This is a genomic window from Pseudomonas sp. Pseusp49 (assembly GCF_059491875.1).
Genome location: NZ_CP168514.1, coordinates 2,775,918 through 2,798,221, shown reverse-complemented (window position 1 = coordinate 2,798,221; position 22,304 = coordinate 2,775,918). Strand labels below are relative to the sequence as shown.

18 protein-coding genes are annotated in these 22,304 nt (G+C 56.8%); 5 read left to right on the top strand and 13 right to left on the bottom strand.

Features of this window, described 5'->3' with window-relative positions; translation table 11 throughout:
* Positions 1-219: 219 nt before the first annotated feature.
* From ACEN83_RS12660 to ACEN83_RS12605, 12 genes are all read right to left on the bottom strand, one after another.
* A complete protein-coding gene (locus tag ACEN83_RS12660) occupies positions 220-1,716 on the bottom strand; it encodes an aldehyde dehydrogenase (protein ID WP_116582699.1) in 1,497 nt (498 codons plus the stop codon).
* Positions 1,713-2,618, bottom strand: a complete 906-nt coding sequence (locus ACEN83_RS12655; RefSeq protein WP_495580481.1) for a dihydrodipicolinate synthase family protein — start codon at positions 2,616-2,618, stop codon at positions 1,713-1,715. Before ACEN83_RS12655 ends, ACEN83_RS12660 begins: the two co-directional genes overlap by 4 nt.
* A gap of 72 nt (positions 2,619-2,690) precedes the next feature.
* Complete coding sequence (locus ACEN83_RS12650; RefSeq protein WP_116582697.1) at positions 2,691-4,022, bottom strand: MFS transporter; 1,332 nt, start codon at positions 4,020-4,022, stop codon at positions 2,691-2,693.
* A 158-nt stretch (positions 4,023-4,180) separates the two neighbouring features.
* Entirely contained in the window at positions 4,181-5,500 is a 1,320-nt protein-coding gene (locus tag ACEN83_RS12645; RefSeq protein ID WP_116582696.1) for an NAD(P)/FAD-dependent oxidoreductase, read from the bottom strand.
* Between the two features lie 98 nt (positions 5,501-5,598).
* Complete coding sequence (locus tag ACEN83_RS12640) at positions 5,599-6,321, bottom strand: GntR family transcriptional regulator (protein WP_116582695.1); 723 nt, start codon at positions 6,319-6,321, stop codon at positions 5,599-5,601.
* Between the two features lie 240 nt (positions 6,322-6,561).
* A complete protein-coding gene (locus ACEN83_RS12635) occupies positions 6,562-7,545 on the bottom strand; it encodes a GlxA family transcriptional regulator (protein ID WP_116582753.1) in 984 nt (327 codons plus the stop codon).
* Positions 7,546-7,658: 113 nt separating this feature from the next.
* Positions 7,659-8,657 (bottom strand): 4-hydroxyproline epimerase, encoded by a 999-nt coding sequence (locus tag ACEN83_RS12630; RefSeq protein ID WP_495580480.1) that lies wholly within the window; start codon positions 8,655-8,657, stop codon positions 7,659-7,661.
* Positions 8,658-8,669: 12 nt separating this feature from the next.
* Entirely contained in the window at positions 8,670-9,521 is an 852-nt protein-coding gene (locus tag ACEN83_RS12625) for an ABC transporter permease (RefSeq protein WP_116582693.1), read from the bottom strand.
* The gene (locus tag ACEN83_RS12620) at positions 9,518-10,366 is read right to left on the bottom strand and encodes an ABC transporter permease (RefSeq protein ID WP_108232451.1); all 849 of its coding nucleotides are present in this window, start codon (positions 10,364-10,366) and stop codon (positions 9,518-9,520) included. The genes ACEN83_RS12625 and ACEN83_RS12620 overlap by 4 nt, the downstream gene beginning before the upstream one ends.
* The gene (locus ACEN83_RS12615) at positions 10,363-11,481 is read right to left on the bottom strand and encodes a quaternary amine ABC transporter ATP-binding protein (protein WP_495580479.1); all 1,119 of its coding nucleotides are present in this window, start codon (positions 11,479-11,481) and stop codon (positions 10,363-10,365) included. The genes ACEN83_RS12620 and ACEN83_RS12615 overlap by 4 nt, the downstream gene beginning before the upstream one ends.
* Before the next feature lie 89 nt (positions 11,482-11,570).
* The gene (locus ACEN83_RS12610; RefSeq protein WP_495580478.1) at positions 11,571-12,419 is read right to left on the bottom strand and encodes a glycine betaine ABC transporter substrate-binding protein; all 849 of its coding nucleotides are present in this window, start codon (positions 12,417-12,419) and stop codon (positions 11,571-11,573) included.
* 193 nt (positions 12,420-12,612) lie between these two features.
* Complete coding sequence (locus ACEN83_RS12605) at positions 12,613-13,299, bottom strand: GntR family transcriptional regulator (protein WP_116582690.1); 687 nt, start codon at positions 13,297-13,299, stop codon at positions 12,613-12,615.
* A 673-nt stretch (positions 13,300-13,972) separates the two neighbouring features.
* Between ACEN83_RS12605 and ACEN83_RS12600 the strand changes: the two genes are divergently transcribed.
* The 5 genes from ACEN83_RS12600 (at position 13,973) to ACEN83_RS12580 (ending at position 19,146) form a co-directional block, all read left to right on the top strand.
* A complete protein-coding gene (locus tag ACEN83_RS12600) occupies positions 13,973-14,824 on the top strand; it encodes a sugar phosphate isomerase/epimerase family protein (RefSeq protein WP_495580477.1) in 852 nt (283 codons plus the stop codon).
* 14 nt (positions 14,825-14,838) lie between these two features.
* Positions 14,839-15,909 carry an isopenicillin N synthase family dioxygenase gene (locus ACEN83_RS12595; protein WP_116582687.1) on the top strand — a complete coding sequence of 357 codons (1,071 nt, stop codon included), beginning with the start codon at positions 14,839-14,841 and terminating at the stop codon, positions 15,907-15,909.
* Positions 15,910-15,954: 45 nt separating this feature from the next.
* Positions 15,955-16,749 carry an ABC transporter substrate-binding protein gene (locus tag ACEN83_RS12590; RefSeq protein WP_116582686.1) on the top strand — a complete coding sequence of 265 codons (795 nt, stop codon included), beginning with the start codon at positions 15,955-15,957 and terminating at the stop codon, positions 16,747-16,749.
* Between the two features lie 64 nt (positions 16,750-16,813).
* Positions 16,814-18,361, top strand: coding sequence for an amino acid ABC transporter permease/ATP-binding protein (locus ACEN83_RS12585; protein WP_495580476.1), 1,548 nt, complete (start codon positions 16,814-16,816; stop codon positions 18,359-18,361).
* Positions 18,358-19,146, top strand: coding sequence for an SDR family oxidoreductase (locus ACEN83_RS12580; RefSeq protein WP_116582684.1), 789 nt, complete (start codon positions 18,358-18,360; stop codon positions 19,144-19,146). The genes ACEN83_RS12585 and ACEN83_RS12580 overlap by 4 nt, the downstream gene beginning before the upstream one ends.
* Before the next feature lie 2,024 nt (positions 19,147-21,170).
* Here ACEN83_RS12580 and ACEN83_RS12575 read toward each other — a convergent pair.
* Positions 21,171-22,148, bottom strand: a complete 978-nt coding sequence (locus tag ACEN83_RS12575) for a LysR family transcriptional regulator (protein ID WP_007978286.1) — start codon at positions 22,146-22,148, stop codon at positions 21,171-21,173.
* Between the last annotated feature and the right edge of the window lie 156 nt (positions 22,149-22,304).

Genomic DNA, 22,304 nt, shown 5'->3' with positions numbered 1-22,304 from the left:
CTTTCGACCGATCTACCAGACTCAATAACGACGTCCCCTCTCCTTCTCTTAGAAAACTCTCGACTATCACCGTCACCCCAGCCCCATGACATCAACAGGCCGCAGCGAAGCGTGCACGAGGGGCGTCGGGTGCCGCGTTTTTTGAAGGGAGCAGCACCCATCCCGACATTCGTGGTATTCGGGATGAGTGTGCATACCGCTGTTCATCAGCCCGGTAAGTTACCGTTCCGAGACGTCGATCCAGATCGTCTTGATTTCGGTGTACTGATCGTGGGCCCAGATTGACTTGTCGCGCCCGCCGAACCCGGACTCCTTGTATCCACCAAACGGCGTGGATGCATCACCTTCACCGAAGCAGTTGACCGTCACGATCCCCGCGCGAATTTCGCGTGAAAGCTTGATGGCGTTGCGCAGGTTGTCGGTGTAGACCGAGGCTGCCAGGCCATACACCGAGTCATTGGCCAGGGCTATGGCCTCGTCAACGGTGTTGAACGTTGTCACCGCCAGCACAGGGCCGAAGATTTCTTCCTGGAACAGTCGGCTATCGACACCTACGCCATCAACAACGGTCGGTTCAACGAAAATATCGCTCTCGGTGTGGCCGCCATAAACGACGTCGAGCTTCTCAACTGCGGCTTGCTCCAGATAGGAGCGAACCTTCTCGAAATGCGCCTTGCTGACCATGGCACCCAGGCGATTTTCCGGATCCAGTGGATTGCCCATTTTCCACTCGCGCATTTGAACGCCGATGCGTTTCAACAACTCGACCTTGATGTCGGCGTGTACGATCAAGCGCGAAGACGCCGAACAGTTCTCGCCCATGTTCCAGAATGCGCCATTGACGACGTGGCTCGCGACCAGATCCAGATCTTCAATGTCATCCATCACGACAGCCGGATTCTTGCCACCACACTCCAGCACAATGCGCTTGAGGTTCGAATCCGCCGCGTAGTTCAGGAACCGGCGCCCTGTTGCTGTCGAGCCGGTAAAGCTGACCATGGATACGTCCATGTGACGACCAAGCGGTTCGCCGACTTCACTGCCCCCGCCCGACAGCACGTTGAAGACACCGGCCGGCACGCCGGCCTCATAAGCCAACTCGGCGACACGCAGCGCCGTCAACGTGGTTTCCTTGGCGGGTTTGACGATGATGGAGCAGCCTGCGGCCAGTGATGGGCCGATCTTCCACGCCAGCATGAGCAGCGGGAAGTTCCAGGGCAGCACCAGGCCGACAACCCCGATGGCTTCTCGTACTACCAGGCTCAACGCGCCGGAACCGACCGGTGCGGTACTGTCGTAGATCTTGTCGATCAACTCTGCATGCCAGCGGATCATGTGAATGGTTTCCGGAACATCCGTGAGCTGGCACTCGCGCACGGGTTTGCCGCTATCCAGACTTTCCAGGACAGACAGCTCGTGCGAGTGCTGCTCCAGCAGATCGGCAAAGCGCAACAACACCTTCTTGCGCTCGCCTGGGCTCAGCTTATGCCAGCGTCCATCTTCGAATGCTTCCTTGGCCTTGGCCACCGCGAAGTCAACGTCTTGAGCGTTGCAGGCAGTAATCTCGGCCAGTACGTCATTGGTCGCAGGGTTGATTGTCGTAAACGTTTTGCCCGACACCGAGATGTAGGACGCCCCGTTGACGAACGACTGAGTCGGAAACTTCAGTTCCTGCGCGATGGCGGCATATTCTGCCGCGCTGAGAAGGCCAGTCATTTTGCGCTCCCGGTCACCTGGGCGACGTCACGTTTGAGCGTGGTGATGATGTCCTGCAAGGCCTGCTTCTCGTGGTCGTACAGGGGTTGCAGAGGCGAACGTACACCACCTGTGCGAAGACCATTCAACGCGCAGCCAACCTTGATCGACTGCACGAATTTTCCGCTTTCCAGGAAGTCCATCAGCGGCATGAAGGCGCTCATGATCTTGCGACCTTTATCGAAGTCCTTCTCGACGACACAGGCCTCGTAGAGCGCAACGTGCTCGCGGGGAATGAAGTTCGAGCCGGCGCAAACCCAGCTGCGCGCGCCCCAGGCGAAGAATTCCAGTGCCTGGTCATCCCAACCACAGGACAGGCTGATGTTCGGATACTCCCGTGCCAGACGATGGACTTGCGCCATGTCGCCGGAACTTTCCTTGATGGCCACGATGTTTTTGCTTTCGGCAACGGCCGCGAAATACTCCGGCCCCATGCTGACGCCCATGCGTGCAGGGTAGTTGTAGAGCATGATCGGCAGGCCCGCAGCGCGATCCACGGTCAGCGCATGGATGGCGTTTTCCTTCTCGGTCGGCAATGCATAAGGCGGAGAGCCCACCAGAATTGCATCAGCCTTGATCTCACGGGCGGCCTTGGCATATTCGACGGAATCTTCAGTGCGGATTGCTCCGGTACCAATCACCAGTGGCAGCCGTGCGCCGATGACATCCTTAGCCTGGGTCGCCAGTTCGATGCGTTCTTGAGCAGTATGGGCGTAGTACTCGCCGGTCGAACCGCCGATGATGATGCCGTGTACTTTCGACTCGATCAGATACTCCAGCACGTCGGAGAAAGCCGCCTTGTCGATCTCACCGCTTGCGGTCAAAGGAGTGATTGCCGGGGTATAAATGCCTTCGAATTTCATGATTGCCTCTCCATCACTAAGGGAATGTTTTCCAACCTGGCGTCGACCGCCATTTGTCACGGCCCCAACGACTTAATTGGTAAGCGCCGCCGCATCACGCAAGTTCAGCGAACGTGTTTCGGGAGCCATGGCCCAAGCCGCCATCAGCCCGATAAAGGTGACCACTGCGGCCACATACATCGTGTTGCCGATACCCAGTGTCTGCAGCGAAACAGGTACCAGGTAAGTGCCGACAGCTGCTCCCACACGGGAAAGAGAAGTTCCAATGCCTACGGCAAATGCGCGAATTTCCGTAGGGAACAACTCGTTCGGATAAACAAGTTGCAGAACTTGTGCTCCACCGATGAATACCGCGTAGGCGCCGAACAGCAAGAGCACCAGAACTTCATTGCTGTTTGAAAAAGTCGCCAGCCCCAACAGAGCCAGACCAGACCATAGAAAACTGTGTATCAGCATGCAGCGCCGGCCAATCGTGTTGATCAGCCTTGTCGCGACCACACAACCCACAACAAACAACATCGTGATGGCCATGGAACCGTATGAGGCCCACGCCTCTTTCAGATTCAACGCAAGGAGAACCTTGGGGGCGAAGGCATAGACGGCAAAAACCGGAATAATCGAGCAGGACCAGAAGATCGAAACAAAGAACAAGCGTTTCCCGTACCCGGAATGAAGCAAATCCCGGAATGACATTTTCTTCTGGTCTGGCTCTTCAGGCAGGTCTCTAAGCGAATAGTGCTGACCGTACACACGCTTGATCACGCGTTCCGCATCACCCTCGCGCCCTTTGCTCAAGAGCCAGCGCGCAGACTCAGGTGTGCCAACACGCAGCAATAGCAGCACCAGCCCAATGACAGCGGCACTCGCCAGCGCATAACGCCAGGCGTCATCACCGCCCACACTCAGGATTGAAGTGCCGACAACGTAGGCGAATGCCGCCCCGGCAAACCACAGGATGGTCAACGCTGCGAGCCTGGGGCCACGTTGCTTTTTCGGCAGGAACTCGACCAACAAGGACGTGGCCACGGGGTATTCAATACCCACCGCCAGACCGATGATGAATCTGAGGGCGAACAATACCGGCGCTGACTCGACCCAAAACTGTGCCAACGAACAAAGAATGAACAGCGTTGGCCCAACGAAATAAACTTTTTTTCGACCCAGCTTATCGGTCAACCAGCCACCGATGAAACCACCAAAAAACACACCCATTAGAGCCGATGCTGCAATCATTCCTTGCCAGAACTCTGACAAATTCAGCGCTGAGGTAATTTGCATCATCGCTATTCCGATAATGCTAAGTACATACCCATCGACAAATGACCCGCCCCCGGAACGGGCCGTCAGCAAGCGATGGAAGTTATTGAGAGGAACATCCTCAATAGATGTATTAGGACTTGTCATTATTATCTCCTATTTTGCTTCGGCAATTCCCTGGACTGAAGCGCAAACCAAAAACCCAGGCAAACTAAAGCCGTCTCGATGAAAAACCACCGGACTTATTGAACCAGCCAATAAACTAAGAACTTAACGTTTAACTTGCCTGTTACAGTGATGCGTAATCAGCTTTCTTTCCCCGCCCGGCACTGTCCCCATAGCAAGTTCATATTCACGCCTGCTGAAAGCAGGGGTTCAGGCGGGTTTCTGTTAGGCCCCGGGGCCGACAATAGAAAATCGATAAGTGGATCTTTCTTGCCGGCCAGCCAGTCGGCCAACAAGGTCCCTGTCACAGTACCGCGGGTTACGCCCAGGCCATTGCAGCACAGTGCTCCGTAGACGTTGTTGGCCAGTTGCCCGAAGTGCGCCATGTGGTTACGCGACAACGCCAGCGACCCGCCCCAGGTGTACTCGAAATTGACATCGGGGAGCATGGGAAATCTGCGCTCAAACGAATCCTTGTGTCGCTGGCTAAACCGCTCCAGGTATTTCTGGTGGCTGCGTCCATCGGCATTGAAGCTGAAGCTGTTACGCACCAACAGGCGGTTGTCTGTTGTCCGGCGCAAGGTAGTGCCGAACGGATCGGCAGGAATCACGCCCCAATACGGTTTGCCGCCCAGACGTTCCTGCTCATCTTCCGTCAACTGCCGGGTGAGGCTGCCGTAGGTGAAGATCGGCAACATGCGCCCTTTCAAAAAACCGAAGCTCATGGCGAACGCGTTATTGGTCAGCAGCAACTTGTCCGCAACAATACGACCGTTGTTGTGAGTGAGGATGGTTTTGTCGCCGTACTCCACTTCGGTAATCGGCGTGTTCTCATAAAGCGTCACGTTGGCCGGCAGGCTGTCGGCCAAGCCCTTTACCAAGGCGGCCGGCTGGATGAGTGCCGTGCCTGGGGTGAACAGTGCCTTGCGATAGAAATGCGTGCCGATGTGATCCGGCAAGTCCTTCTCTTCGATCATTTCGTATTCTTGCCCGAGTTTGTCCAGGCCACGGCGATAAGCATCCAGAACCGAGATACCCCGGTCTTCAATGGCCGCCTGATACTTCCCGCACATGCGAAACTGACAGTCGATCCGGTGTTTTTCCACGAGATCCTTCAGAATGTGCTGCCCCGTCAGATTCAACGCCATACTGATTTTTGCCGTCTTGATATCGCCGATATAGTCTTCTGCACCGATATCGTGTGGCAGGTCGATGGCAAAACCGGCATTTCTGCCGGAGGCCCCGTAACCGACCTCCTGGGCTTCAATCAAAACAACCTCATCATCCGGGAAGTTCAGCGCCAACTGGCGAGCTGCCGCAAGCCCGGTAAACCCGGCACCCAGCACCACCCAGCGGGCTGAGCGAACGCCGGAGTGGGACGGACGGGCCACTCTCGGCTGGCTCAGGTGGAACCAGCCGCATGTAGAGTCATCTGCAGGTGTGTATCTGATTTTTGCCATTTTCGCGACCTGGGCTCTTTTATATTTGTAGTTACTAAAAGCGTCCCTTCTGCACGTTCTCGTCACACTGTTCATGCAAGTGGCATCGGTTCTGCTTTTTAGAAGGTAAGTGCTACATCCAACCCTTCCGGCGCGGCGTATTCGGACATTCGGCGTCGCGACAATTCCAGATGCGCGCGCACGATATCTCCCGCCAGAACCTGATCATGGTTTTCAATGGCGCTGATCATTTCGTCGTGTTGTTGCGCTGCCACTTCCAGGTCCGCTTGCATATCCACTGTCGTGGGATGGCGATAGAAGATTTTCCCCAGCCGCGCATGGTCGATCAGCAAGCGTTGCAGACTTGGCATCAAGTATGCGTTGTGAGCCATCCTGCCGATCTGCAAATGGAACTCGTCGTTGTAGAGCACGCGCTTCTCTACATCTTTTTCTTCGATGGCCGTGCGGAAGAACGCCTGGATGCGTTTCAACTCTGCAATCTCGGATGGCGTTGCATGCGCGGCCGCCAATTGGGTGGTGGCGATGTAAATCAGTGGCGCGGCCAGAAAGAAGCTTCTGAGCGACTGGTAGCTCATCGATGACACGCGCGCGGCACGGTTCGCTTCGAGATCGATGTAACCTTCGGCAGCCATCTGCCGCATGAGCTCACGCACAGGTGGTCGGGAAAGGCCGAACTCGTCGCATAAGGCCAGTTCGTCCACGACGGCGCCCGGTGCCAACTCCATGCTCAGGATCCGGCGACGCAACGCCTCTCCCAACACAGCTTTACGGTCAACGGGCAGATCCGGGGAGGCCTGCAGATCGAGTTCTTTGGTAGCCATTTATCAGAAACCTTTGTACGGGTGAGTGAACGCTGTCTACTACCTGTATTCGAACTATAAAACAACATTATTCTTTGTGTCTACAATTAAAATACACAAACAAAACAACCCTGAACACCAAGCGACCAATGGCCGGTGAGGCTGTGGTTTTGCGGGGCTTCAAAGCGATCCCATGGCGCGAAAAAACCGCCATCGGCCCTCGTGCCTTGACGAGGAGTCAAAGAGTCATCGGGGGCACCGTTACTTGACCAGTCGGACTTCCTTCGACGGGCGATAACCAAAGTAGGAGCTGTAGCACTTGCTGAAATGGCTCGGTGAAACAAAGCCACAGGCAACCAGCACATCGACCTGGGAGAGTTCCGTATGCTGCAGGAGCCGTCGCGCTTCGGTGATGCGCAACTCCAGGTAATAGCGTTGCGGGGTAGTTCCCAACTGCTCCCTGAACAGGCGCTCGAGTTGCCGGCGTGAGCGGCCGGCGTAAGCCGCCAGTTGCTCCAGTTCCAGGGGCTCCTCAAGGTTGGCATCCATCAGCTTGACCACCTCGCGCAGCGGTGCACTCAAACAGATATTCTCTGTCGGCTTGATGCGTCGGTAGCGAGACTCCTCAAAAGCAAGAATGTCCTCGATGCCCTCGACCAGGGCTTTGTCGTGCAATCCCTTGATCCAGTCCAGCGCCATATGGAATGCCCCGGAAGGGCTGGAGGCTGTAAGCCGGTCTCGATCGATCACGTAAGGCTCACTGCTGACCTGCGTCGCCTTGCAGAACTCGGCAAGCGCGGGACGGTGCTCGGGATGAATGGCGCAACGGTAACCCGCGAGCAATCCGGCGCGCCCAAGGAACCATGCGCCATTCCACAGCCCGGCGAGAGTGATGCCCAGGCCAGCGGCTGTCTTGAGCAAATGGATGAACTCATCGGACGCCCTGAGCTCTGTCCTGTACCCGCCACAAACGACCAGCAGATCGAGGTCTTGAAGCACCGAACAATTGATACGGGCATCTGGCCGGATGACCAGGCCCAGATCACTGATGACCTCCCCGTCGTTCAAGCCGAACGTGCGGGAGGAGAACAGCCTGGGGCGCAGAAGATTCGCCGTGACAATCGTATCCAGCGCCTGGGTGAAAGCGGGCAACGAGAAGTGCTCGAGCAGCAGGAATCCCGCTCGAACCATTTGCGTCGGCTGGTTGGGGTTGTCACTCACATAGCGAAGATTTTTCCCCTTCATGCCTCCGCTGAACTGGCGTCTTTCGATCAATCTTCGATCCACTCTTTCACGTTATGGAATGCATCATTTGCTGCATTGAAAATGCCCATCATCCTGACGCCACTCCGGTCTGCTCAAGCAAGCTGAAAGCCATGACGAAGGGGATCCTTGTCGTCGACAAAAATGGTGTTGTGGCCGGTGATTTGTGCCCAGCCACCGATACTGGGCCTGATTGCGTCAAACGCTCCCACTTTCACCGACGCTTCGACTTTGCCTTCGAAGATCGTACCGATCAGGCTTTCGTTGCGATACGTATCCCCGACCTTCAAGCGTCCTTTGCCAAACAGTTGAGCCATTCTTGCCGAGGTACCGGTACCTCCAGGCGAGCGATCAATTGCCTTGTCACCGTAGAACACTGCACCGCGCCCATCAGCGGCTGTTGAGTGCTCTTCATCACACCAGATGACATGGTGAACACCGCTGATTCTACTGTTTTCCGGATGCACGGGATCACTGACTTCCGCCAGCGCGGCGCGCAGCTTCTGACTCAGGCTGACGATGTCTGCCGTCGTCAATCCATTCAAGCCAGGCCAGTTTTCCTGCGGCTCGACCACCGCATAGAAATTACCGCCATAGGCAATGTCAACGACGAGCTCGCCAATGCCAGGCACATTGACCACCACATCGGCGCTGTGCAGATAGCTGGCTACATTGAACAGCCGGATGGAGTCGACATATTCACCGTTCATGGTGTAGTCGACATCCACACGACCTGCCGGTGTCTCGATGGCCAGCCGACCAGGTTCGCGAGGTGTGACCAGACCTTCTTCGATGACCACGGTGGACAAACCGATGGTACCCGCCCCACACATGGGCAGACACCCGCTGACCTCGATAAACAAGGCACCAAAGTCGCAATCATCACGGGAGGCTGGATAAATGATCACGCCTGACATGATGTCGTGCCCACGAGGCTCAAACATCAACGCCGTGCGTACCCAGTCATGATCACGAACGAAAATCTCGCGTCGTTCCGCCATCGACACGGAGGGCAATAATGGCCCGCCCCCCGTCACGACGCGAACCGGGTTCCCGCACGCATGGGAATCAACACAAAAAAAGCTACGTCTCATTCTGAAAGTCTCTCACACGAGTTTGCGCGGGGAGTGACGCTGCAACGCGCCGCGAGACAGCCGATCCAGAAGGAGTGCGACAGCGACGATCGCGAGGCCGGCACGCAAGCCCAACCCCATCTCCATCCTGGTGAGGCCTCGGGTGACTTCAGCACCTAGTCCACCCGCCCCCACCAGGCCTGCCAACACCACCATTGCAAGCGACAGGAGGATGCATTGGTTCAGTCCCACCAACAGCGTCGGCGCGGCAGTCGGCAATTCGATCTTGAACAGTATCGCCCTCGGCGAAGCACCGATGGCCTGGCCCAGTTCAAGGAACTCCTTGGGCAGCTGCTTGAAGGCAAGGGTCGTCAGTCTGAGCATCGGTGGAATACCGTAGACGATGGTCGCAATGATCGCGGGCACCCGTCCCAGGCTGAACAGCATCACGGCAGGGATCAGGTAAACCCAAGGCGGTACGGTTTGCATGATGTTGAGGATCGGCAGGAACGCCTCGTCGACCCGTTTCACTCGTGCTGCCAGAACGCCGAGCGGAAAGGCGATGGATACGGAAATCAGCACCGCAACCGAGACCAAAGCAATGGTTTGCATAGACGCGACCCACAGCCCGGAGAACAGACAGAATGCCAACATCAACCCGGCAAACAGCGCCACTTTTTTGTTGGCAAAGAAGAATGCCAACACCACTACCCCGCCGATCAGGGCATAGGGATGCGGTGCAAGCAATGCACCCTCAACGCCGCCCAGTACCGCCTCGATCACCTGGCTGATGGCTTTGAACAGACCGTGCAAGTTGGCGTTGAGCCAATCGACGGCGGGTGCCAGGAATGCGCCTGGTGAAAAATGGATTTCTGCAGCAGTCATTTCGATTCTCCCATCCGGGAACGCGCGGCGCTCTGCGCCAACCGATCCAGAATCATGGTCAGGATCACAATGGCAATGGCGGCGTTGATCGACTTGGCGATGTCCAGCGTGCGAACCGCGCCATAGATCGACTCACCCAGGCCACCGGAACCGACGATGCCGGCGATGACCACCATGCCGAAGGCCATCATCAGACTCTGATTGACCCCGGCCATGATGCTTGGCATGGCAAACGGCAGGCGGATCTTGAAAAACATCTGCCACCCGGTGACGCCGCTGGCGTCCCCCAGTTCGATGAACTCTTTTGGCGTCATGCGAATCCCCAGGGAGGTCAGGCGCATGGCAGGTGGCACAGCCACTATAAAAGTCGCCAACAGTGCCGTGGCGGTGCCATAGCCCAGCAGCGCAATGGCCGGCAGCAAGTAGATGTAGGGCGGCATGGTCTGGATCAGATCCAGGAACGGATCCACCACCCGGTCAAACGAAGGTGCGAGACCCGCCAGTACGCCCAGTGGAATCGCGACCACCAGCGCAAGCACCGTAGCGGTCAGCACCAAGGCAAGGGTACTGACTGTTTCTGGCCATAAACCGATGACATCACAAAACAACAAGGCCAGGCCGGTAAGGATTGCGAAACGCAAACCCACTGCGCGCCAGCCGATCAGGGCAATGACTATCGCAATGACGTAGTAAGGTGGATAAGCGATGCACCACTGCACGCCTTCGTACACGCCCTTCAAAAACGCATTGGTCGTGTCGAACACTGACTCTCCATTGTCCATCAGCCATTCAAGGCTCGAGTCGACGACCGAATCGAACTGGTTGGAAAAGTCAGGCGTGCTCATGTCGACGCCTCCAGTGCAGTGGCGGCCTTCGATACCGCGAACTCGTTTGGAATACCTTGAACGCCACGCAGCAAATCACGCGGGGTAATGATCCCCACCACCACTCCGTTATCGACCACAGCGAGTGCGTCGCGCTCGGACTTCATCGTCAAGCCGATCAGCTCGTTGATATCCGCGTCGACTGAGGTTTTGGTGAGTCTGGCGATGTCGCAACCGGGGTTTGCTACCTTGAACGGCTCGACGGGCGTCATGACAGAGCCGGCCCTGACCAGATGCAACCTGGAGATACCGGCGACAAATTCCGCAACGTAATCATCCGCCGGGTTGAGCACGATCTCCTCGGCAGTCCCCACCTGAATGATCGCGCCGTCCTTCATGATCGCGATCCGGTCGCCGATACGAATCGCTTCGTCCAGATCGTGAGTGATGAAGACAGCAGACTTGCCCAGTTCCTTGGTCAGTTGGCGGAACTCATCCTGCAATTGCCGACGAATCAACGGATCGAGTGCACTGAAAGGCTCATCCATCAGGATCACTTCCGGGTCTGCGGTGATTGCCCGAGCCAGCCCTACCCGTTGCTGCATGCCCCCGGACAGTTCGCTGGGGTAGCGTGACATCCAGTCGCTCAACCCGACTTTCGCCAAGGCCTGCTCGGCAACCTTGTAGCGCTCGGCCTTACCCACGCCTTGTACTTCCAGTCCAAACGCCGTGTTCTCCAGAACCGTACGGTTAGGCAGCAACGCAACGCTCTGAAAAACCATGCCGATGTGACGCGCTCTCACCTCCCGCAGCTGTGCGGCATTCAAGGACGAGAGTTCTTTGCCCTTGACTACAATCTTGCCGGCGCTGGGTGTGATGAGTTTGTTCAACAGCCTTATCAGGGTAGATTTGCCACTGCCTGACAATCCCATGATGCAGAAGATCTCTCCCCGGCGTACCTGGAGACTGACATCCGAGACCCCGACCACGCAGCCGTAGTTTTGCAGGATCTGAGTCTTGGTGAGCCCCTGCTGAACAACGGCATTCATCGCAGCAGGTGCGGCTTTCCCGAAGATTTTCCAGACTGACTGGCAATCTATCAGCACTTCGTTGGTATCAATGTTGGGCGTTGTCATTTTTCGTACCCGTCGAACCAGTTTTTCTGGTTTTTCTAATGAATCAAAGGGCGGCAGTGGCGTTTAAAAGGCGTTTAAAAAGGTGCTCGTTATTTCTTTATGTTTTCCCAGCGCTTCAAAAGCTCTGCGTGCCCATCAGTCCAGCCCTGAATGGCCTGCTCCATGGTCTTGCCATCCTTTACTTCACCGTTGATTGCAGTGATATCTGAAATCGGCACGTACACGCTGGCCATTACCTCACGCGCACGTGGGTATTCCTTTGAGAAGTCTTTATGACCAATCCAGTAGTAACCTTGTGGTGGAGGAAAGACACCCTTTGGATCCTTGAGGAACTTCAGGTCAAACTTCTGCGCCATCCATGAAGGCTCCCACACAGTGACGGCAACCCACTCTTTACGATCGACTGCCGATTTCAATGCGGCTGTCATGGCAGCGGTACTGCCCTCGAGCAGTTGCAACTTGATGCCGTAGTCCTTGACCGCCTTGCTCGCATCATTCATCAAGCCCGAACCTGGTTCGATACCGATGATCTTGTTGCCGAATTTCTCGGCGTTGTCATTGAGTTGTTCGATTGAGTCGATGTCGACGTATTTAGGTACGGCGATCGCCTGGTAAAGGCCATAGGAAACCGGAGAGAGTTTTTCCAGACGGTTCTTGTTTTTGTTCCAGTAGTCATTCGCCGCGTAGTCGGTTTGCGAGGCAAGAACCTGGATATCACCTTTGGTCAGAGCGGCATAAGCAATGCCCCACTCGGAAAACTCGATGACTTTTACGCTATAACCGGAGTCTTCAAGCACCTTTTTGGTAATACCGGTAATGGGTGTCAAGTCTTCCCAGGTCAACGTGCCCATGGTGATTGTTTTTTCTTCCGCATGAACAGGCAGCATTACCATGCCCATCATTGCGACCGCGCAGACTGCCTTCCAAATCTTCTTCATGGCGTTCCTCGATCTACATTAAAACTTATTATATTAGTCTCTAAACAATAGAGGCCCGTGGTGCACAGCTGTAAGCTCACCATCTGTTTGCGTTATTGTTGCCTATCAATCTATAAGCGGATTGATACTCAATGCCGTCGTTTCTTCGGCATTAACTTGTATCGAGCCTCGGCCAATCAAGCGAGGATCGGTATTACTTAAGAGGGAATGGCAGGTCTGCGTTCATCCCATGGGGCGCGATAAACATTTCCATGTTCTCGCGAGATAACTCCCAATGTTCAAAAACCAGATCGACTACAGCGTTCTCGTCACGATTCTCAATGGCTTCAATAAAAGAATCGTGGTGTTCTGCAGAAAGCTCTAGCCGCTGCTCCATGTCCTCATCACGAGGGCGGAAAAATGTATGGCCAATGCGTGCATGATCAATCAGCAGTCTTTCGAGGCTGGGCTCGAGGTATTGATTACCTGACATTTCGCCCATGATTGCGTGGAATCGATTGTTTTCCACGACCATCATCAGGGCATCACGCGAAATCGTGGCGGCACGAAAACGGCGTTGCGTTTCCTTCAGGTCGACCAGTTGATGAGCCTTGAAATTCTGAACGGCCAGGCGACCTATCGCGGCGTACACCATGGGGGCAACCAGGAAAAAGTTTCGCAGCGTCGAGTGATTCATGGGAATCACTCGGGCACCCCGGTTTTCCCTGATATCGATGTAACCCTCACCCGCCAGACGCCGAAATACTTCTCGCACCGGGGTTCTCGAAAGCCCGTACCGCTCACTGATGGCGACCTCATCCAGCGCCTCGTCAGGATCGAGTTCCATCGTGAGGATCTGACGCTTGAGATCATCATAAAGAGTGCTCTTGCCGTTTTTCACAATGACCTCCCGAGGCAGTCAAATCAGCGGTGACGGCTTGTTGTTGAATTCAGATTCGCACGGGTTCTGGGTGTCGTCAATGCTTTGTATTTTTTATGTATACACAGAAAATACTGTAAGAACACACATAGAAAATAGATTATTTACTTATAAATCATGCAGTTATATTTCAATGATAAAAATCAGTTGGTCGTTAACGGAAATGTAACCTGTCGCAAATTGAACGCCCCTTCGGCTCCTTGATCGGGTAGCAGTTCGAATCGGATGTCTGCGTACGCCACCCGCAAGACCGCAAACGACATGCTATTGCCATGACCCAACGACAGGGATCGCTTGGCAGTCTTCAAAATGATGTCGTAGTAAAGGCACCCCGCGCCAACACCCAACGCAGACACGTATCCACCCACAAATTCCCTCCTTGCCAGCGGGATAAATAGCCAGCTATTGGTTAACGAAAGTCTGAAGTATTCATTTGAACTTTCGGATTCTTTCGCCACTCGGCCTGTGCCTAACATCGGCTCCACAGCGAACCAGCCTCGGCATCGCTCAGTGGCATCAGGTTACGCAGGGATCCGGTTTCGAAGTCCTCTGCCGCCACCGACCACTGATCGCTTCGCCGCCTGGTGCCGTCGAAGTGCTTTTGCAGCAGGCCCTGGATTTTTGAGGATCACCGATGAAGCTGGAAATTTTCCGTACGCTGTGGGGTTACACCGCCAGCAAGGCTCAGGCGCTCGAAGAGCTGCTGCAAGCGGGCTTTGATGGCATGGAAGCGCGCCTGCCACTGGACGCCCGCGAACGGGCTGAGTTTGGCGCCTTTCTCCAGGCCAACCGCCTGGGCTATATCAGCACCGTCTTCAGCGCCTACGACGTGCTGCCGGATCAGTCGGCAACGCCTGCCGTCCACCTCAATGACCTCGACCAGAAGCTCGCCTGGGCCGCTGAACTCTCCCCGCGCTTCGTCAACGTGCTGGCGGGCAACGACCGCTGGTCCCTGGCGCAACAGGTGGATTTTTTTGGCCAGGCGCTGGAGCTGGCGCGCAAGCACGGTCAGGTCTGCAGTTTCGAAACCCATCGCTCGCGTTCGCTGTTCAACCCCTGGGTGACCCTGGAGTTGATCCGGCAACTGCCCGATCTGCTGTTCACCAGTGACATCAGCCATTGGGTCGTGACCTGCGAGCGTCTGTTGAATGATCCGGCCGATGACCTGAGCGCGTTCATCGAGCGGGTTCACCATATCCAGGCGCGGGTCGGTTATGACCAGGGACCGCAGGTTCCGCACCCGGCGGCGCCTGAATATGCAAAAGAACTGGCTTTCCATCAGCAGCACTGGGAAAGCATCTGGCGTTCGCAGCAGGCCCGCGGTTACCAGGTCAGCACCCTGACGCCGGAGTTCGGCGCCGACGGCTACCTCCATCACTTGCCCTTCACCAATGTCCCGGTCGCCGACCTGTGGTCGTTGAACGTGTGGATGGGCCAGACCGAGCGCGAACACTTCGAGCGTTTCCACCACTCAAGCCATCCTTAGGGAGCCGATGCGTCATGCCTGACAATAAAAACAACAGCGCCAGCACTGACACACTCAAAGCCAACTTCAACAGCATCCCGGTGGTCAACATCGCCGGTCTGTTCAGCTTTGAACTGGAACACCGCCTGGCCGTGGCCGAACAATTGGGGCGCGCCGCCAGCGACGTCGGGTTTCTCTACATCACCGATCACGGTATCGACCCGCAACTGATCGCCAACCTGCGCAAGGCGGCCAAGGACTTTTTCGACCAGCCCCTCGACACCAAGATGCGCCACTACATCGGCACCTCGCAGACCCACAAGGGTTTTGTGCCCGAAGGCGAAGAGGTCTATTCCAAGGGCAAACCGGACCACAAGGAAGCCTTCGACGTCGGCTTCGAAGTCCCGGCCGATGATCCGCTGGTACTGGCCAACACCCCCTTGCTGGGGCCCAACGACTGGCCGCAGCTGGCAGGTTTCAAGACAGCGGTGCAGGCCTACTATGAAGCGATCTTCGCCCTGGGCCGGCGCCTGTTCGGCGGCTTCGCCCTGACCCTGGGCCTGGAAGAAAACTACTTCGACAGCCTGGTCACCCGCCCGCCGTCCAAGCTGCGCCTGATCCACTACCCGTTCGACGGTGCCGCCCATGACGCACCGGGTCTTGGCGCCCATACTGATTACGAGTGCTTCACCATCCTCCTGGCCGACAAACCCGGCCTTGAGGTGATGAACAATCTTGGCCAATGGATCGATGCACCACCGATTGCCGATGCCTTTGTGGTCAACATCGGCGACATGCTGGAGGTGATGACGGCAGGCGCATTCGTTGCCACTGCGCACCGGGTGCGCAGCGTGAAGGAGGAGCGTTATTCCTTCCCGCTGTTTTATGCCTGTGACTACCACACCCAGATCAAACCGCTGCCCGGGTTCGCCCAGGCCGGCAACGACTACGAAGAGATCACGATCGGCGAACACATGTATGGCCAAGCGCTGCAGACCTATCAGTATCTGCGCCAGAGGGTGGCCAACGGGGACGTTCAACTGCCAGGCAAGGCACGCAAGCCCGCCAGTTTCGGACATTTGAAAAATCAGGCGCAACCGTCCTGATTGAAGTTTTCAGCTAAACCCCTACCTATGCCGGAGTCAGTAAAAATGAAAAACAATAAAAAGAACCTCTTGTGCCTGGCTGTGTTGGCAGCCGGCATGTTCGGTGCCTCGGTGAGCATGGCCGCGTCAGATACGTTCAAGGTCGGCATGGAGATCACCTACCCTCCTTTCGAGTCCTATGACAAGGACAAGAATGTGGTGGGTTCGGACCCCGAGCTGGCAACGGCACTGGCCAAGCACATGAACGCCAAGGTGGAGTTCGTCGACACCAAGTTCCCGAGCCTGATCCTGGGCCTGAACTCCGGCAAGTACGACGCGATCATTTCCGGCATGTACATCACCCCGGAGCGCCAGACCCAGGCGCAGACCATCGCGTACGCCAACACCGGCGCCGCGGTCATGGTGCCCCAGGGCAGCGAGATCAATGCGAAAAAACCTGAAGACCTGTGCGGCCTGAAGCTGGGCCTGGAACAGGGCACGACCTGGGTCAAGGAATTCAGGAAGCTGTCCGACGAATACTGCGTGCCGAACAACAAGGGCGCCATCACCGTCAGCGAGTACCCTTCGGCACCCGAAGTGACCCAGGCCCTGCTGTCCAAGAACATCCAGGCCCAGGTTGAAATCGCCGGTGCCGCGAAAATGATCGCGGAAAAGACCAATGGCCGGGTCGTGATCACCACCGAGCATCCGATCTATCAGCAAACCCTGGGCATCTTCGTCAAGAAAGGTAACGACGAGACCTACCAGGCCGTGCAAAAAGCCTTCGAGGAAACGAAAAAGAGCGGAGAATACGCAGCAATCCTCAAGAAATACGGCCTGGAAGAACCGACCGCCAACTAAGAACCTGCCCTTGTAGTCTGGTTATCTGCCGCCCCTGCACGGGGGCGGCAGATCGAGGTGTCCCATGCAATTCGATTGGTCGTATTTCTTCTCCCTGTTCTCCCTGCCGGACTTCTGGAATGCCTGCGTCACGGTCATCCAGCTCAGTGCCCTGGCCTGGTTCATCGGCATGCTGCTGGGTTTTGTCCTGGCCACCGCCAAGCTGTCCCAATCGCCCTTGCTGCGCATTCCCGCAGCGGTCTACATCTGGTTTTTCCGCAGCATCCCGTTGCTGGTGCTGGTGGTGTTCGTCTACAACCTGCCGCAGTTGTTTCCCGGTAGCGGACCGATTCTGTCCAACCCCTTCTACGCAGGGTTGCTGGCCCTGGTGGTCACTGAAGCGGCGTACATGGCGGAGATCCATCGTGGCGGCCTGATTTCCGTGGCCAAAGGCCAGAGGGAAGCCGGACGCGCGCTGGGTGTCGGCGTGCTCGGCATGCAACGCCTGATCGTGATCCCCCAGGCTTTCCGTATTTCGCTGCCCACCCTGATCAATGAATACATCACGGTGGTCAAGCTGACTTCGCTGGTCTCGGTCATCTCCCTGACCGAAATCCTCACGGTCGGCCAACGCCTCTATGCCACCAACTTCCTGGTCATGGAAACCCTGGCGGCGGTGGGCGTCTACTACGTGTTGATCGTCACCGTATTCGGTTATTTCCTGCAGCGTCTGGAGCGTTACCTGGACCTGAACTTCCGCAAGCCGCACACACTCGACGCGGCCACCATCGCCAAGTTCAAGGCCAGCGCCGAAGCCTTGCCGGACATTGCGCGCAAAGCCGCAGGCAACAACACCACGCCGATCCTGCAACTGAACAACATCCAGAAGAGCTATGGCACCCACAAGGTGCTGCTGGGTATCGACCTGAATGTCGATTACGGCCAGGTGGTCTCGATCATCGGGCCATCCGGCTCCGGCAAGACGTCGCTGATCCGCACGGTCAACGGCCTGGAGAGCATCGATACCGGCGACATCAAGTTGTTCGGCGAAACCTTCATCGAAGCCTCGGACAAACCCAACGGCTCGCGCCTGCGCAAAGGCGTGCGGCACATCGGCATGGTGTTCCAGAACTTCAACCTGTTCCCTCACCGCACCATCCTCGACAACATCACCCTGGCACCGCGGTACCACGGCCAGCCGGGCGAGCTGAGTGAGCATCGTGCCTATGCGCTGCTGGACAAGGTCGGCCTGCTGGCCCATGCCCACAAGTACCCGCACCAGCTCTCCGGCGGCCAGCAGCAGCGCGTGGCGATCGCCCGGGCCCTGGCCATGGAGCCGCAGATCATGCTGTTCGACGAGCCGACCTCGGCCCTCGACCCGGAACTGGTCAACGACGTGCTCAACGTGATCCGCGACCTGGCCAGGGAAGGCATGACCATGCTGATCGTGACCCACGAAATGGACTTTGCCATGTCGATCTCCGATCGAGTGATCTTCATGGAGAACGGCAACATTCAACTCGATGCCGCCCCTGAAACCATTCGCTGCGAAGCTGAAGGCGAGAGGGTACGACGCTTCATGGGCATCGGTGCCCGTTCGCCAAACCTGTCTACAGTGGTGGATCACGCATGAATCTTGGAATTGCAGGACGTTGGGCGCTGGTGTGCGCCGCCAGCAAAGGCCTGGGTAAAGCCTGCGCACAGGCACTCGTTACCGAAGGCGTGAACGTGGTGATCACCGCAAGGGGCGAAGACACGCTGAATGAAACAGCTCGTCAGCTCAGGGCGATAAATCCTGAAGTGACGGTCATCGCCGTGGCTGGAGACATTTCCACGCCCGAGGGTCGGGCGGCAGCGCTCAAGGCCCATGAGCATTTCGATATCCTGATCAACAACGCCGGCGGCCCTCCTCCCGGGGATTTCCGCGAATGGAATCGCGACGCCTGGCTCAAGGCGCTGGATGCCAACATGTTGACCCCTATCGAGCTGATCAAGGCAACGGTAGACGGTATGGCGGCACGCGGATTTGGCCGGATCATCAACATCACCTCGAGCGCCGTGAAGTCCCCGATCGAAAGCCTGGGCCTGTCCAACGGCGCGCGCAGTGGCCTGACGGGGTTCATCGCGGGGCTGGCCCGGCAAGAAAACATTGCCAGCCGCAATGTGACGATCAACAACCTGCAACCGGGCTCGTTCGACACCGATCGACTGCGCGATAACCTGGTCGCCGCTGCCCACGAAATGGGGCAAGACAGTGAGGCATTCCTTGACGAATGCCGTCGTGAAATTCCTGCCAAACGCTTCGGCTCACCCGAGGAGTTCGGTGCGCTGTGCGCCTTCGTCTGCAGCCGCCATGCAGGCTACCTGACCGGGCAGAACCTGTTGATCGACGGCGGGGCCGTTCGCTCCAGCCAGTGATGACGGCACAACTGTCTTCCCCAAGCTCGTGTAGGAGCTGTCGAGTGCAACGAGGCTGCGATCTTTGGGTTTTCAAAAGCAAGATCAAAGGATCGCAGCCTGCGGCAGCTCCTACAAAAAGCGCTGCAGACGCCATGCTCCTGTAGGAGCTGTCGAGTGCAACGAGGCTGCGATCTTTTGATGTTCACAAGCAGGATCAAAGGATCGCAGCCTGCGGCAGCTCCTACAAAAAGCGCTGCAGACGCCATGCTCCTGTAGGAGCTGTCGAGTGCAACGAGGCTGCGATCTTTTGATTTTTACAAGCAGGATCAAAAGATCGCAGCCTGCGGCAGCTCCTACAAAAAGCGCTGCAGACGCCATGCTCCTGTAGGAGCTGTCGAGTGCAACGAGGCTGCGATCTTTTGATTTTTACAAGCAGGATCAAAGGATCGCAGCCTGCGGCAGCTCCTACAAAAAGCGCTGCAGACGCCATGCTCCTGTAGGAGCTGTCGAGTGCAACGAGGCTGCGATCTTTTGATTTTCAGAAGCAGGATCAAAAGATCGCAGCCTGCGGCAGCTCCTACAAAAAGCGCTGCAGACGCCATGCTCCTGTAGGAGCTGTCGAGTGCAACGAGGCTGCGAGCTTTTGATTTTCAGAAGCAGGATCAAAAGATCGCAGCCTGCGGCAGCTCCTACAAAAAGCGCTGCAGACGCCATGCTCCTGTAGGAGCTGTCGAGTGCAACGAGGCTGCGAGCTTTTGATGTTCAGAAGCAGGATCAAAAGATCGCAGCCTGCGGAAGCTCCTACAAAAAGCGCTGCAGACGCCATGCTCCTGTAGGAGCTGTCGAGTGCAACGAGGCTGCGAGCTTTTGATTTTCAGAAGCAGGATCAAAAGATCGCAGCCTGCGGCAGCTCCTACAAAAAGCGCTGCAGACGCCATGCTCCTGTAGGAGCTGTCGAGTGCAACGAGGCTGCGAGCTTTTGATTTTCAGAAGCAGGATCAAAAGATCGCAGCCTGCGGCAGCTCCTACAAAAAGCGCTGCAGACGCCATGCTCCTGTAGGAGCTGTCGAGTGCAACGAGGCTGCGATCTTTTGATTTTCAAAAGCAGGATCAAAGGATCGCAGCCTGCGGCAGCTCCTACAAAAAGCGTTGCAGACGCCATGCTCCTGTAGGGGCTGTCGAGTGCAACGAGGCTGCGAGCTTTTGATTTTCAGAAGCAGGATCAAAAGATCGCAGCCTGCGGCAGCTCCTACAAAAAGCGCTGCAGACGCCATGCTCCTGTAGGAGCTGTCGAGTGCAACGAGGCTGCGATCTTTTGATTTTCAAAAGCAGGATCAAAGGATCGCAGCCTGCGGCAGCTCCTACAAAAAGCGTTGCAGACGCCATGCTCCTGTAGGGGCTGTCGAGTGCAACGAGGCTGCGATTTTTTGATTTTCAAAAGCAGGATCAAAAGATCGCAGCCTGCGGCAGCTCCTACAAAAAGCGCTGCAGACGCCACTCTCCTGTAGGAGCTGTCGAGTGCAACGAGGCTGCGATCTTTTGATTTTCAGAAGCAGGATCAAAAGATCGCAGCCTGCGGCAGCTCCTACAAAAAGCGCTGCAGACACCATGCTCCTGTAGGAGCTGTCGAGTGCAACGAGGCTGCGATCTTTTGATTTTCAGAAGCAGGATCAAAAGATCGCAGCCTGCGGCAGCTCCTACAAAAAGCGCTGCAGACGCCATGCTCCTGTAGGAGCTGTCGAGTGCAACGAGGCTGCGATCTTTTGATTTTCAGAAACAGGATCAAAAGATCGCAGCCTGCGGCAGCTCCTACAAAAAGCGCTGCAGACGCCATGCTCCTGTAGGAGCTGTCGAGTGCAACGAGGCTGCGATCTTTTGACTTTCAAAAGCAAGATCGCAGCCTGCGGCAGCTCCTACAAAAAGCGTTGCAGACGCCATGCTCCTGTAGGGGCTGTCGAGTGCAACGAGGCTGCGAGCTTTTGATTTTCAGAAGCAAGATCGCAGCCTGCGGCAGCTCCTGCAAAGCCACACCTCCCATTCCCTCAGGGCGACGGCAAGTAGTGCATCGTATGGGACTCCCCCATCAACAACGGACGATTCAATTCCGCACAAGCACGCAGATAGTCGGCTACCAAAGTGACCCGCTTGAGCTTGCGCAGGTCCTCGCTGTAATACATCCAGAACTGTCGCGTGACCTCCACCTCACCCGGCAGCACTTCGCACAGGCGGGGATCGGGGCCGGCGAGGAAGCAAGGCAGGATGGCCAGCGCCCGCCCTTCCAGGGCTGCATGGTAATGGGCGACCACACTGGTGCTGCGCAGGCGGCAGTTGGCCCCAGGCATCAGGTCGTTCAGGTAGAGCAGCTTGAAGCTGAAGGCCAGGTCTTCGACGTAGGTCACGAACGGGTGGCTGGACAGGTCTTCGCGACAGCCGATCGACGGATGATTGGCCAGGTACTCCGGCGTCGCATACAGGCGCAGGCGGTAGTCGCACAGTCGCGAGCACACGTATGGACCGCGTTCGGGCCGCTCCAGGGTGATGGCGATATCCGCCTCGCGCCGTGACAGGTTGATGAAGTGCGGGACCGGCAAAATGTCCGCCGAGATATTCGGGTAGTGCTCGAGGAAGTGGCTCATCTGCGCCGTGATGAAACAGGTTCCGAAGGCTTCCGTGCAACCAATGCGCAGATGCCCGGAGAGCCCCCCGGTGGTGCCGAAAACCTGCTCGCAAGCCACCAGCAGCGTACTTTCCAGGCTTTCGGCGTGACCGACCAGACGCTGCCCTTCCACGGTCAGGACGAAGCCTGAGGTGCGCGATTTCTCGAACAGCAAGGCACCCAGGCATTGCTCCAGGGCACGGATGCGCCGCGACACCGTGGTGTAGTCCACGCCCAGGCGTCGGGCCGCACCGCTGGCGGTGCGCGCACGGGCAACTTCGAGAAAGAAGCGCAAGTCGTCCCAGTTCAGTGGGGGCTGCGTTGTGCGTTTTTGCATATCCATCGGGCTTTTCTGCCAATACATATGGGAAATATGCCCTTATATACTCGCATCTCACCCAACTTGGCCAGCGTCGTTTTCCGGCCAGGAAAGTCCCCTCCCCAATAATAAATAACGAGGGCTGACAGCATGAGCGCATGGATAAACCCCGGCCTGCACGCCGGACGCAAACAGCTGCGC